Source organism: Vibrio sp. Vb1127 (genome assembly GCF_033338735.1).
GTDB classification, from domain to species: domain Bacteria; phylum Pseudomonadota; class Gammaproteobacteria; order Enterobacterales; family Vibrionaceae; genus Vibrio; species Vibrio alginolyticus.
Window position 1 is genome coordinate 202970 of the sequence record NZ_JAWOTF010000007.1, and the last position, 13641, is coordinate 216610.

General features: G+C 43.2%; 14 protein-coding genes. 9 read left to right on the forward strand and 5 right to left on the reverse strand.

What is annotated here, in order from left to right; translation table 11 throughout:
* Window positions 1-62 precede the first annotated feature (62 nt).
* The 4 genes from R7H07_RS12290 to nirD are packed head-to-tail and all read left to right on the forward strand — an operon-like array spanning window position 63 to window position 4742.
* Window positions 63-1028, forward strand: coding sequence for an ABC transporter permease (locus tag R7H07_RS12290; RefSeq protein ID WP_005375889.1), 966 nt, complete (start codon window positions 63-65; stop codon window positions 1026-1028).
* 11 nt (window positions 1029-1039) lie between these two features.
* Window positions 1040-1876 carry an ABC transporter ATP-binding protein gene (locus tag R7H07_RS12295; RefSeq protein WP_005450080.1) on the forward strand — a complete coding sequence of 279 codons (837 nt, stop codon included), beginning with the start codon at window positions 1040-1042 and terminating at the stop codon, window positions 1874-1876.
* A 10-nt stretch (window positions 1877-1886) separates the two neighbouring features.
* Entirely contained in the window at window positions 1887-4406 is a 2520-nt protein-coding gene (nirB, locus tag R7H07_RS12300; RefSeq protein ID WP_206958895.1) for a nitrite reductase large subunit NirB, read from the forward strand.
* Window positions 4407-4742 (forward strand): nitrite reductase small subunit NirD, encoded by a 336-nt coding sequence (gene nirD / locus R7H07_RS12305; protein WP_009704593.1) that lies wholly within the window; start codon window positions 4407-4409, stop codon window positions 4740-4742.
* Window positions 4743-4840: 98 nt separating this feature from the next.
* Here nirD and R7H07_RS12310 read toward each other — a convergent pair whose 3' ends face one another.
* Window positions 4841-5245, reverse strand: coding sequence for a PPC domain-containing DNA-binding protein (locus tag R7H07_RS12310; RefSeq protein ID WP_025767702.1), 405 nt, complete (start codon window positions 5243-5245; stop codon window positions 4841-4843).
* A gap of 1 nt (window position 5246) precedes the next feature.
* A complete protein-coding gene (locus tag R7H07_RS12315) occupies window positions 5247-5822 on the reverse strand; it encodes a TetR/AcrR family transcriptional regulator (protein ID WP_005375904.1) in 576 nt (191 codons plus the stop codon).
* Window positions 5823-6106: 284 nt separating this feature from the next.
* Here R7H07_RS12315 and R7H07_RS12320 point away from each other — a divergent pair, with 284 nt between their 5' ends.
* The 4 genes from R7H07_RS12320 to R7H07_RS12335 all read left to right on the forward strand — a co-directional run bounded on the left by R7H07_RS12320 (window position 6107) and on the right by R7H07_RS12335 (window position 8902).
* The gene (locus tag R7H07_RS12320; protein WP_005375905.1) at window positions 6107-6721 is read left to right on the forward strand and encodes a glutathione S-transferase family protein; all 615 of its coding nucleotides are present in this window, start codon (window positions 6107-6109) and stop codon (window positions 6719-6721) included.
* Between the two features lie 219 nt (window positions 6722-6940).
* Complete coding sequence (locus R7H07_RS12325) at window positions 6941-7201, forward strand: hypothetical protein (protein WP_053303685.1); 261 nt, start codon at window positions 6941-6943, stop codon at window positions 7199-7201.
* 29 nt (window positions 7202-7230) lie between these two features.
* On the forward strand, window positions 7231-8460 hold the full coding sequence (locus R7H07_RS12330; RefSeq protein WP_206958892.1) for a PP2C family protein-serine/threonine phosphatase: 1230 nt from the start codon (window positions 7231-7233) through the stop codon (window positions 8458-8460).
* Window positions 8441-8902 (forward strand): ATP-binding protein, encoded by a 462-nt coding sequence (locus R7H07_RS12335; protein WP_064354660.1) that lies wholly within the window; start codon window positions 8441-8443, stop codon window positions 8900-8902. The genes R7H07_RS12330 and R7H07_RS12335 overlap by 20 nt, the downstream gene beginning before the upstream one ends.
* 70 nt (window positions 8903-8972) lie before the next feature.
* On the opposite strand, the gene R7H07_RS12340 is transcribed toward R7H07_RS12335, so the two are convergent.
* The 3 genes from R7H07_RS12340 to R7H07_RS12350 form a co-directional block, all read right to left on the reverse strand.
* Window positions 8973-9164: a hypothetical protein gene (locus R7H07_RS12340; RefSeq protein WP_025767706.1), complete on the reverse strand. Its 192-nt coding sequence runs from the start codon at window positions 9162-9164 to the stop codon at window positions 8973-8975.
* A 34-nt stretch (window positions 9165-9198) separates the two neighbouring features.
* Window positions 9199-9534, reverse strand: a complete 336-nt coding sequence (locus tag R7H07_RS12345) for an Hpt domain-containing protein (protein ID WP_025767707.1) — start codon at window positions 9532-9534, stop codon at window positions 9199-9201.
* 446 nt (window positions 9535-9980) lie between these two features.
* Entirely contained in the window at window positions 9981-12131 is a 2151-nt protein-coding gene (locus R7H07_RS12350; RefSeq protein WP_206958890.1) for a serine/threonine-protein kinase, read from the reverse strand.
* A gap of 312 nt (window positions 12132-12443) precedes the next feature.
* On the opposite strand from R7H07_RS12350, the gene tagH reads away from it, so the two are divergent.
* Complete coding sequence (tagH, locus tag R7H07_RS12355) at window positions 12444-13637, forward strand: type VI secretion system-associated FHA domain protein TagH (RefSeq protein ID WP_053307738.1); 1194 nt, start codon at window positions 12444-12446, stop codon at window positions 13635-13637.
* The last annotated feature ends 4 nt before the right edge of the window (window positions 13638-13641 follow it).

Sequence of the window (13641 nt, forward strand, 5' to 3'; positions counted from 1 at the left end):
AACGCCACAGGCGAGGGGGATTCGCTTGTGGCAACAAGGATGTAAATTTCTTAGGAGTGAGTATGTCTAGTAATGTCATTTCCCTTTTTCCTGCTAAGCAGGTAGTGAACCGAAGTCGGCTGGTGCTTTTGCCCGTCATTGGCTTGCTGATCTTTTTGGCAATGTGGCACTTAGCAGCGAGAGAAGTGCAAACTTCATTAGGTACGCTACCGGGACCTGTGCAAACTTTTCAGCAGTTCAGCAACCTTGTCGATGACCATTGGCAAGAGCGAGAAAAGGAACAAGCGTTTATCGAACGTCAGGAAAAACGTAATGCTGCGAAGTTAGCCAAGAATCCGGACGCGGAAGTGAAGATTCGTCCCTACACAGGTAAACCGACGTTCTTCGACCAAATCATAACAAGCTTAGTGACCGTAACTGCGGGCTTTTTGCTGGCGACGGTTATCGCGATTCCGCTTGGCATCGTGCTTGGTCTTAATCAAGGGCTGTATCAAGCGTTCAACCCAATCATTCAACTGCTCAAGCCCGTATCACCTTTAGCTTGGCTGCCTATCGTCACCATGGTGGTAAGTGCCACTTATGTGAGTGATGACCCGATGTTTGCTAAGTCGTTCATCAACTCTCTGATCACTGTAGCGCTGTGTAGCTTATGGCCGACGCTGATTAATACCGCAGTGGGTGTAACGAGCGTTGATAAAGACTTAATCAACGTAAGCAAAGTGCTCCAACTTTCGTGGTGGCAGCACATTCGCACCATCGTTTTACCTTCTGCCATTCCAATGATCTTCACCGGTTTACGTCTCTCTTTAGGTATCGCTTGGATGGTGTTGATTGCGGCAGAAATGCTCGCTCAGAACCCGGGGTTAGGCAAGTTCGTTTGGGATGAATTCCAGAACGGCAGTTCAGCATCATTGGGGCGCATCATGGTGGCTGTTATCACTATTGGTTTTATCGGTTTGATGCTCGATAGAGGCATGCTGCAACTTCAAAAGTGGCTGTCTTGGAATAAACAACAAGCGTTGAGATAAGGGAAAAGATCATGGAAAAAGCATTATTAGATCTAACGCGTTTAGGGATGCGATTCCCAACGCCAGATGGCGAGTTCATCGCGCTTAAGAACGTCGACTTACAAATCAATAAAGGCGAGTTTGTATCGCTGATTGGCCACTCTGGCTGTGGTAAATCAACGGTATTGAACTTAGTTGCGGGTCTGCACATGCCAACAGACGGCGGTGTGATCGTTGATGGACGAGAAGTAGCAGGACCGGGACCTGACCGCGCAGTCGTGTTCCAAAACCATTCATTGTTGCCTTGGCTCACCGTATATCAAAACGTTGAGCTCGCAGTAAAACAAATTGCCGGCAAAAAGGGCAAAGCGTGGATTCAGGAACAAGTGAATCACTACTTGGAGTTGATTCAAATGCAGCATGCCGCGCACAAAAAGCCGGATGAAATCTCGGGCGGTATGAAGCAGCGAGTCGGCATTGCGAGAGCACTGGCACTTCAACCGAAGGTTTTGCTGATGGATGAACCATTTGGCGCGTTGGATGCGTTAACCCGTGCGCATTTGCAGGATGCACTGATGAAGATTCAAGCCGAGCTAAACAACACCGTCATCATGATTACTCACGATGTGGATGAAGCAGTGCTGCTATCCGACAAAATCGTGATGATGACCAACGGACCGGCGGCAACTATTGGTGAAGTGTTGGAAGTGAATCTACCGCGTCCTCGCGAGCGTGTCGCACTGGCAGATGATGCGCAGTATCAGAAGTGTCGACAAGCAGTGCTGAAGTTCCTTTACGAGAAGCAATCCAAAGTCGAGATTCCTGCTTCGAAAGAAGACAAACCCAAAACCGCAGCGCAAACGGCATAAGGAGGCAGCGATGAACAGTCCTTTAACGATCCCAGTAAAGAACGCATTGAGCCACATCGTTGTGGTAGGCAACGGTATGGTCGGGCAACACCTTGTCGAGCAATTAGTGCAGAAAAACGCGCATTTGGAGCACCGAATTACCGTGATTGGTGCAGAGCGTTTTATCGCGTATGACCGTGTACAGTTGTCTTCTTTGTTCGCGGGTAAGTCTCATGATGATTTGATGCTGAGTAACCAAGAATGGTACGACATGCATGGCATCCAACTCGTACTTGGCAGCCAAGTAACTGGCATCGACAGAGAGCAAAAGCGCATTCTGCTTGATGGTGAAGATGTGCTGGGTTACGACCAACTCGTGCTCGCGACTGGCTCGTACCCATTTGTGCCGCCAATTGAAGGTAAAGAACGCGACAACGTGTTTGTCTACCGTACGCTTGATGACCTTTCACAAATCAAGAAGGCATGTGAAGGTGCAAGAACAGGTGCAGTGATTGGCGGTGGCTTATTGGGTTTAGAAGCGGCAAACGCACTCAAGCTATTGGGGTTAGAAACTCACGTTATTGAATTTGCTCCCCGCCTGATGCCCGTGCAGTTAGACGATGGTGCTGGCTTAGTGCTAAAAGAGAAGATTGAAGCACTAGGGCTAACCGTTCACACCTCAACGGGTACGGAACGAATCTGCGATGGTGAAACGGCTAAGCATCGTATGGTGTTTAAAGACAAAGATCCTCTCGAAGTGGATGTGATTGTCTTCTCCGCAGGCATTCGCCCTCAAGATGAGCTGGCAAAAATGGCTGAGCTGGAAGTAGGCGAGCGAGGCGGTATAGTGATTAACAACCAATGCCAAACCAGCGATGAGAATATTTATGCGATTGGCGAATGTGCTCTTTGGGAGCAGAAGATCTTTGGTTTAGTCGCACCCGGTTACACCATGGCGAGAACCACTGCCGATGTCCTGACTGGAATGCCAAGCGAAGGTTTTAAAGGTGCAGACATGAGCACTAAACTTAAGCTGCTTGGGGTAGATGTGGCGTCTATCGGCGATGCACAAATGCAAACCGAAGGCGCACAAGAAATGGTATTGCAAGATGCGGTTGCAGGCATCTACAAAAAGCTGGTGGTTGATGCGAGCGGCACCCAATTACTTGGTGCGATTCTCGTCGGTGATAACAGCGATTACGATGCGCTCTTACAGTGTTATTTGAACAAAACAGTCTTGCCAGACCACGCGGCGAATCTGCTATTTGATACCGGAATGCTGGATGGAGAGATGCCAGACAGCGCCATCATCTGTTCTTGTCACAACGTCACAAAAGGCGACTTAGTTGCCGAGATTCAAGCCGGCACTACCAACCTGACAGACCTTAAAGCCAACACCAAAGCCGGTACTGGCTGTGGTGGCTGTAGCAATATGGTGAAGTCGGTATTGGATACTCAATTGGCAGCCATGGGGGTAGAGGTTAACAACCACCTTTGTGAGCACTTTGAGCTCAGTCGCCAAGAGATGTTCCATATTTGCCAAGTGGAACAAATCAAAGACTTCGACACCTTAATTGCACTGCATGGCAAAGGGCATGGGTGTGATATTTGTAAGCCTACAGCGGCATCTGTGTTTGCTTCTTTGTGGAATGAACACATCATGGAGCCGCAGCATCAATCTCTGCAAGATTCTAATGATGCCTTTATGGCTAACCTGCAAAAAGATGGCTCTTACTCGATAGTGCCTCGTGTTCCGGGCGGTGAAATCACACCAGACAAACTTATCGTGCTAGGCGAAGTTGCTCAGCAATACGATCTGTACACCAAGATCACTGGCGGTCAGCGCGTGGATTTATTTGGTGCGCAGTTAGAACAGCTTCCTGAAATCTGGCAAACCTTAATTGATGCTGGTTTTGAAACAGGGCATGCCTACGGTAAATCGGTGCGCACCGTGAAATCTTGCGTCGGCTCTACTTGGTGTCGCTATGGTGTTGATGACTCGGTCGGATTAGCTATTGAGTTAGAGAACCGCTACAAAGGATTGCGAGCGCCCCATAAGCTTAAGTTTGCCGTATCGGGCTGTACTCGCGAGTGTGCAGAAGCGCAAAGTAAAGACATTGGGGTGATCGCCACCGAAAACGGCTGGAATCTATACGTTTGTGGTAATGGCGGCATGAGACCAAGACACGCTGATTTGTTTGCATCCGACTTATCTAAATCAGAGTTGATCACCATGATCGACCGGGTTTTGATGTTCTACGTCAGCACCGCTGATCGCTTACAGCGTACGTCCGTGTGGATGGAGAACATGGAAGGGGGCTTAGACTACCTTAAACAAGTGATTTTGGATGACTCTCTCAACCTATGTGACTCATTGGATGAGCAAATGGCACGAGTCGTAGATACCTATCAATGTGAGTGGAAGAGTACGTTGGATAATCCTCAAAAATTGCAACGCTTCCGTCCTTTCTTGAACAGCACGTCGGGCAGCAAAGTCTTGCCGTACCAACGTGTGCGCGGTCAGCGTATTCCAGTGAAACAGGAGGTGTAAATGGCAGCGTTAACCAAAGTGAAAGTGTGTCAGCTTGATGACTTGATGCCGTTTATCGGTGCCACTGTATTGATTGAAGGTGAGCATGTCGCGTTATTCTATATTCCTGATAGTGGTGTTTATGCCGTTCAAGATTGGGACCCAATTGGTAAGGCTTATGTGATGAGTCGAGGGATTGTCGGTGATATCGATGGTGAGATGTGTGTTGCATCACCACTGTATAAACAGCACTTCAGTTTAAAGAGTGGGCAATGTTTGGAAGACGATGCGCACTGTCTAAAAACGTGGCAAGTAATAGTCGACGATAATCAGGTTTGTTACTTAGTCGAAGAATGACCCTCGAAACTAGCTTGCTCGATATGAGTAAATTCTTAGCGTAAGAGATGAGCGAATAAAGCTCCAGAGCCACCACAGTATGGTTCTGGAGCTTTTTGCTATTTGGAAGGATTCACTTGTAGTTCGGTATAGCCAGTCGAGTCGTCCATCGCTCTAGTGAACTCAAGTTCTGAGTAAGAATGGATGATCAATTCTGCGGTAGTATCAATCACTGTGCCTTCCAACAAATGCCCACCCCAAACTCGTCCTTCACGATCAGACACCGAGATATGAACGTGTTGATGTTCAGCCGTTAGGGTTCCCATCACAGAGACAATTTCAAATGGCTCTTGTTTGGTTAACGTACTCTCTGCACCTGCCAAACGAAGGTTGAGGTCAGAGATACAGCCAACGCATGAGGCAATCGAGCCTGCTTTGATACCATGCTGCTCGACCAATTTCGCTAGGCTCAGCTTTAAGTCCATGCCTTTGGTAAGACGTACTGCTATCACTTCAATCGACATGTCACTTCCTAATCAAAACCAGCAAGCAGGAAAGCGCGGTATCCAAGTCGGCATAACGTTTGGCTTTGCCAAGTACGCGCATGCCTTGCATGTTGTTGAGAACAAAACGAGCAAGCTCTTCTGGTTTCAGCGTTTTCGGCACTAAGGTTTCTTTTTGTGCATTGGTCAGCGCATCCGCAATGATGTCGATAAGATGGTCAAACAAAAAATGCCCTTTGCGCAGTACATCATCGTCTTCACCAGCGTGCTCAATCAACGCATTTTGGATAAAGCACCCACAGTTGCGTTTGCGTTGCAGCTCAGCAAAAGATTTAAGGAACGATTCCAACTCAGGTAAAGACGCGTCGTCTTTTTCCAAATCATTGAGTGACGGTAGCGAGACCTTTTTTAAGTAAGTATCGAGCGCTTCGTAGTAGAGCTGTTGCTTGTCACCATAGGTGTTGTAAAGACTGAAGCGGTTGATGTTCAGTTCGTCGGTGAGATCCGAGATAGACGTATTCGCAAAGCCCTTGCGCCAAAACACATCCATAGCCACGAGAAGCTTTTCATCTCGGTCGAAGTTGGCTTTTCTTGCCATAAATTACCTGCCTGGGTCTGCTTATCGGGTAATTAAATTGCTTTGGAGGGATGGTACAGAGAACCTCTAGCGTTCGAACTGAACCAATATGATGAATACCCATCTATGCTTGGGTATCAGCCTCCAAATTCATGTGAACTCACAAACGGCATCAAAAATCTCGCTCAGCAAACAGACCCACAACTGTTTGAAAATTTTTGATAGTGAAGTTCTTGACTGATCGTTTATAAACTGGCTACAGTATATCCTAACCAATCGGTTAGAAAAAGATAAAAGGATGTGAAATGAAGCTCTATGAAACCGCAATGACTCCAAGTTGTAAGCGAGTTAGCATTTTTCTAAAGGAAATCGGTGGCGAGGTTGAGCGAATTGCGCTGAACGTTCGTGAGGGCGATAACCTATCTGAACCGTTTAAATCGAAAAGCGTGAACGGCAAAGTGCCTTTACTGGAACTGGATGACGGCACGACGATCTGTGAAAGCGTGGCAATTTGTCGCTACCTAGATGAAGCGTTTGAAAATGATCTGGCGCTGTTTGGTGCAAACCAGCTCGAACGTGCTCAGGTGGAAATGTGGCATCGTGTGGTGGAGTTCCAAGGACTAAATGCGGCATTTCAGGCGTTTCGAAACATGACCGGAGTTTATGGAGACAGAGAACGTTGCGTTGAAGCATGGGGCGAAGAATCAAAACAACGCGTCTATGAATTTCTGCCTGTCTTAGACAAGCGGCTTGAACATAATGATTTTATCGCCGTAGACCATTTTACTATCGTCGATATAACAGGCTTTATTTTGATCAGTTTCGCAATTAAAGGCCTAGAAATTGATGTGCTATCGACGTCGCCAAACATTGCTCGATGGTATAACCAAATTTTAGCTAGACCTGCATTTCAGAGTTAATGTATTGCAGCGAGTGGATGATAGCTCGCTGCTACCACCTTACCGATTCTTAACTCAGCAGGATATTCAAATTTTTTCAGATTTTTCTTATTTTTTCTCCTATCGCCTATAATTGGAAAACAACCTCAATTTGCTTCGTTGCGTTTTAGAGCCTTGAGCTCTTGGTCCGTAGACGCTCTCTTTCATCATGGAAAGTCTAATAATAGACAAGGAGAGGTCATGAGTATTCAAGTGAAAACTATCAATAATATTCTAATAGCCCTGTTAATGGTTTCGGTTTTTGGTCTATTCGCACTGTACCTCAATTACATACAGCAGAATGAACAGATTGAAAGGCTGCAAAGTCAGTTAATCGAAAAAGAGCATCAGATACTAATTTCTAATGAAGCGTTGTCTTACACTCGATATCAACACCAATTATTAGCCGAAGACTACAGCCGTTTTAGAAATGAGCAGTCAGTGACTAGTGTTTTGCGTTAGCCAGTATAGCAACCGTATTAAGGAGGAAGATGAAACCCATTCTTTTGGTCGATGACAGTAAAACAGTACTGCTTTACATCAGCAGTGCATTGGAAAAGCAAGGCTATGAAGTGGTTGCAGTTGAAGACGGAAGAGCGGCGCTTGAAGTGCTAACCCACCGCCCTGATATTCAGTTTGTGCTGAGCGATTTAATGATGCCTAGAATTAATGGTATTGAATTGTGTCGCCAATTAAAATCTAAAGTTAGCGAACGTTACATTTTCTTTGTTCTACTGTCTTCTAGAAATGACCAAAGTTCGATCGTGAAAGGCATTGATGCTGGCGCAGATGATTTCGTAGATAAGAAGACGTCTGTAGAGGAACTTCAGGCCAGAATCCGTGCGGGGTTTCGTACTTTAGAACTGCACAACAAACTCGTTGAGAGAAATAAAGAGCTAGATGCGGCCTATCAAACAATCCACCAAGACCTACAGTCTGCTAGTCATCTGATGGAGCAACTACTCCCTGCTGAATCAACTATTCAGAATGTAAATTTTAACTATGTCTACAAACCATGCTCCCAGATTGGTGGTGATATGTTGGGGTATTTGGAGCTCGATGAACAACATGTTGCGTTTTATGTATTTGATGTTTCTGGTCATGGTATTTCTTCAGCTTTGATGGCTTTTTCTATTCAACAGACGCTATCTCAAAGTCAGGGGCCTGATTCGATCACGATGGAGTTGAGAGATGACGGCTATTGCGCAAGTGAGCCAGCATCTGTGATTGAACGGCTAAATCGGCGTTATCAGCAAACTAGAAACAGTCAACTTTACTTTACTATGGCTTACGCCATTCTTAACACAAAATCAGGGCTACTTAGCTATTGCACGGCTGGCCACCCCAGGATCTTAGTTTGGCGAGCGAGTACGAAAACGATGGAACAGATAGGTGACGATAACTTTATCGTTGGTGCAATGCAGCCGATGGAATATATCGGTAACCAAATTAGTCTAGATGAAGGCGATGCATTGTGGCTTTATTCGGATGGTTTGATTGAAGCGAGGCAGGGTGAGGAGATGTTTTCACTACAACGATTGGCATCGAGTATAAAAGCTGTTTGCACGCTGCCAGTTGAAGAGCAAGTGGGAGAGGTCTTTAAAAAAGTACAATCTTGGCACAACGAAGATGAGTTTGATGATGATGCCAGCCTTTTACAGGTAAAATGGCATGGTGAGAGGCTCGATTTTAAGGAAAAGAATGTCAAAGAGCGAATTTAAACGAACTTACGGGAGCTCCCTTACTCACTCACGAAGTGCGAGCAAAGACGTTGTTCGGTTTTTGATGGGTCATCAAATCCCCTTAAATGCAATTCAATCATTGGAGCTTTGTGTCGTTGAGCTCATGAATAACGCTTATATTCATTCTTACAGTGAAATAGAAGGTCAGCCAATTGAAGTGGAGTGTAGGGTTGGGGATGACCAAGTGTCCGGTTTCGTGGAACTTAGAGTCTCTGATTGCGGAGCGCCGATCAATGAAAAGACGTTCATCCAACATAAAAATAAACAGATTGAGGCACCTAACTTAATGGATGACGATAGTTGGTCCTCCTCTGGTCGCGGACTGATGTTAGTCGCTCAATTATCTGACCTGTTTAAATTGGAAAAAGGTTTCGAAAACAATACGTTTGTTGTAGTGAAAAGGAATTGGGAGAGAAACTAACAACCAAGCAAAGTCGATTTGCTTCACTTGGTCCCTAGCGTTAATCTGACGGTGGCGTTGTATATCATTGTTATTTTGTATTCGTTGTTGGTGCTGGTGATAGTAACGCCTCCAACTCTTCTGGTGTTAGGATATCACTGATGTTTAACATATTACTTTCATCATCTAGCGCCATCTTTGTACGGCTAAGTAAGTACCTTTTTTGAGTTGGTGTTAGGTCTTTGAGAGACTCAATCAACTCCCTGAAATTGCTATTATTCATTGCCATATTTCCCCCAGTTAAGCCTTGAATTTCTTTATTGCATATTCTTCAAGTAAGCGAAGATTTGTTGATTAATTGCAGCTAGCTCTTTAGTAACTATAGCTATATCTGAGCTATCTGGCGCTGTATCGTTTCTGGTTTTTTCTTCTATTCTTTGAAACGCAATGACCGCGGTGTCTTCTCCGAAACTCTCTAGAATGCCTTTTAAACTATGAGCTAATAGATAGAGTTCTGACCAACATCTGCTTGCATATAGCTCATCTATACGCTCTATATCATTCGTGTGATCTTCAAGGTATGTAGAAAAAACAGTGACGATCAGATCTACGTCGTTATCCATGTATGTATTGAGAACATCAAAATTAATCATGTATACCCCTATTAAACGTTGAGGTAGAGGAATGTTTCGGATAATGAAGGCTTAGCCGAAGGTATGAATGGCATAACCAGTATTTGAGCAGAAATAGTTTGCTTGTCGCTTGAGATAAACTTACAAAAAGAAAGTCATTGTTAAAGATATTTTGACTTATATCCAAACGGCAATGGTCGAAATGTAGGGATGAAAAAACTTCAACTCGCGTGTTTTTAACACAAGTAGCAAAGGGGACGTTTCCAAGTAAAACGCCGAGTCGGTAAGTGTCTTGCAGTCCTAGTTTAAGGCTATCGTTACATACGGACGCCAGACGTTCGCCAACTTTGACTATTCCTTCAGTCAAGGCTAACTCTCCTCATTAAGTACAAATATAAATTAGCAATCTAGTTGCATATTGGCAAGTAATCTGCGGCAAAAAAGGGACTCGCGTCCCTTTTGTATTACTAGCTTTGCTTAGAGTCCTGTTCTATTTGCTTCATAAGCTCGTTGGCTTTCTGCATAGCGCGTCTTGCGCTTGAAGTCCTTCGTTTATTAAGTAATATATCGGAGAAGCGTAAGTATTTATCAGCAGTTTTGAATCTTAAATCGTTAACATCCTGAAAACCAATAGGAAAGTTTTTCGAGAACAGATCCACATCCTTCACCAAGTTATCGAGATGAGTTGTCGTCCTTGCCTTTTCTAGGCGAGAATAAAAGTTTTCAAACTCTTCTTGGAACAGGATTCTAGCGGCATCTTCTGGAAACGGTAGAGGGCTGTTGGAATCTAGCGCTGTCTCATATAATTTCATTTCAAGCACTGCATCTTTCATCGCATTACTTATCTGTAAGTTCTCTTGATGCTCTTCTACGTTTGAAAAGAAGGTGTTCCCAACCTTAATAAGAGCAACAAGTGCAGCTGCGTCTTTCTTTTTGAGTGCTTCAGTGAGGTGCTGACCGAAAACATCGCTAGATAACGAACTTGGCGTGAAAGGATAACCTTGATGAATCTGATTTAACTCATCCTTGAGCTCATAGATGGATTTATTGCCGTCTTCTTTACTGTACCGAGACTTTTCAAGTTGACTGTTGATTTGCCTTGCTATCGAAAGTAACGTGGAGTGCTTGCTTGACTGAATATCTAAGGCAAGAACTTCTATTTTATGTGAGTCAGGGTAGTAGGTTTTTGCTTTATCAAGTATGGACTCAATTTCATCATAATTCGGGTAGTTGTTGGCATCAGAATTCAAAACCTGATCAATTTCAGATTCAAACTCGCTGAGAATATAGGTCTTGTGTAAGCGTAATAAGCCAGCCTTAACGACTGGATGTAAGCTTTTTTCACTATCAATCAGTGCCAAACTTTTTTCTGCTGGCGTATCAAGCTGCCACTCTTGTCCGGCAATTTGATCATTTTGCTTGCTAATAACGGTTTCCAAAGTGGCGATGGTTTCTTGTTGCTGCTGATAACCAAATACAATGCCGCTAACTAATAATATACTCGCTGCCGCGCCGCTAGCAATAGGCCAATAGCGCATATTCAATTTGCGTTTCAACTGCTCAGGGGTCAGCTCGTACGGAATGATGCCAGTTGAAAATACGCTTGAAAATATTGGCCACTTAGATGCAGGCATGTTAGTTGGTTTAGAGACCTTGATCTTCTTTTTGAGAGCTTCATTAACTGGAGTTCTTGCGTAAGGGTGTTTGCAACTCAATAACTCGTAAGCAATACAAAATAGAGCAAACATATCGTCGCTTAAGTTCGGTTCCTTACCGGATAACAGGTTGAGTGATGCATAGTTGGGAGTATAACCAAGCGTTTCAACATTTTCGGATTTACGTTTAGCCGCATATTGATCCTGCTTTAATTGATGAGTTTTAGATACACCAAAATCAAGCAGCTTAACGTTACCCTCAGACGTTAAAATCACATTAGCGGGCTTTAGGTCGGCGTGCACTACACCAAGAGAGTGAGCATATGAGAGTGCATCGAGTACCTGATTTAGGATTGATAAAGTTGCATTAAACTTCAGCCCATGGGGCCTAGAACGCTGTATTAAACTCTCTAATGTTTCTCCGTTAATATACTCCATAACTAAAAAGTATATTTCGCCATCAACACCAAAATCAAAAACCCTAATGATATTAGGGTGGCTTAACCTTTGAGTTTGTTGAGCTTCACGTATTAACATGCGTGCAGTCTCTGGTTGAGAAGCAAACTCTTTCTGTAATATTTTTAACGCAACGTAGGGTGTTTCTGAACCTGAAGATTCAAGAATCTTATCTTTAGCTAAGTAAACATCGCAAAGCCCACCATGCCCAATAACCGACTCAATTTCATACCGATTTTTAACGGTCGTTCCTATTAAGCTTTCGTTAATAACATCTTTGTTATTATTTAATGAGTCATCTTTATTGTTTTTTTTCTTATTAACTAACGGAGTGTTTTCTTTTTGAGACAGTTTTGTATTTGTTTCATTTTTATTTTTAACGGAGGTTTCATTATTAGTGAGTTTAGTTGTTTTAATTGCATTGTCTCGTTTTTGAGTCTTTACAATTTTAGTTTTATCTCCGCTTTCTTCGTTATTTATAGAATTGTTTTTATTACTGTCTTCCATCACAAGAACTCCGTATAAATGATGGGGGAATATATACCTTTCTGCTCAATGAAAAGTCATTATGTTAGAATTTCTCGGCCAAACTAACATTCGTTTTTTTATTGATGAAAGTCTAAGTGTCAAAAATTTGAACTTGGTTGGATAATTAAAATTGTTGAACAATACGTGATTGCTTTGATAAAAAAATGATTCATTATTCCGTGCATGATTTTCAATGGCAGTATTAAGGTTTTTATTAATCTTACTGTTAATAAGAAAGCAGTTAATAATAAAATTAAAAATAATATCTAGCAGGTCTTTGGCGAGGTTTACATGAAGTTGGTTTTAACCATAACAAGTTTTCACAAATTTACTCCAGAGATTGAGAGTGAGTTCGTGTTTGAATCAAGTGATGAACATGCCAAGGTTACATTTGGTAGGTCTGAACAATGTGATTGGACACTACCAGATCCTGAAAGAGTGGTATCCGGAACCCACGGAGAACTGATTAAGTTTGGTGACAAATACTTGATAAAAGACCTCTCAACGAATGGTACTTTTGTAAATAATGCTGTAACTCCTGTGGGTCAAGGAAATGAAATAGCACTAAGCAATGACGATATGGTTAGCTTAGGGGATTATCAAATTTCAGTTTCTGTTCAAACAGATACAGATGTATTCAGCCTTGAGACAAGTAAAAGTCTTTCTAGCGCCCCCCCTGAAGTAGTCTCAAGTCCATCGGAAGAGGAATTTGTTGACCTAGGCCTTAGTGCTAGTGAACTCTTAAACGAAAGTGTTCCTTCTGACTTTCAGCTAGATATTGGTTTAGTCGATGATTTTATTGATATCCCAAAGCCCGAAAAACAGAGCACCGTATCTGAAACTTTACCGAAAGTTAACCGACAATCAGAACACCTATCGACTCCCAACTTTGATACCAATGGGGGTGAACTTGCGGCTTTTGTTAGAGGGGTGGGTATAGATCCAATGATGATTCCCAGCGATAACCGAGAGGAATGGTTTGAACAACTGGGGGAGTCATTTTCTTTGATGCTAGTTGGTTTAATGGAAACACTGCATAACAGAGCAGTGTTTAAGCAAACAAATCGACTTAGTCATACCGCATTTCGTAAGTCAGAAAATAACCCTTTAAAGTTTTCTGCAAACTTAGAAGATGCGATTCATAACTTATATAACCGTCAAACGGCTAGCTTCTTAAAGCCAAATGCAGCCATTAAAGAAGCATTTAATGACATCGAAAGTCATGAGCAAGCCTTAATGAAAGGTGTTGAAGGTACGGTTTCGAGTGTTATGTCACTTGTTGAACCTACTTCTATATACTCAGATGCTTTAGCGAAAGACACGGTTATTAATAAGGTTATTCCAGCTAGAAAATATGCTCAAAGTTGGAAGAGGTTTGAGGATATTCATGAAAAGTTATCCGATGATATTATCAATAAAGAGTCTCCGTTCTATTTAGAAGACTTCGCTAAGCACTATGAATTAGCATTAAAAAACAAAGGCTAGGAAT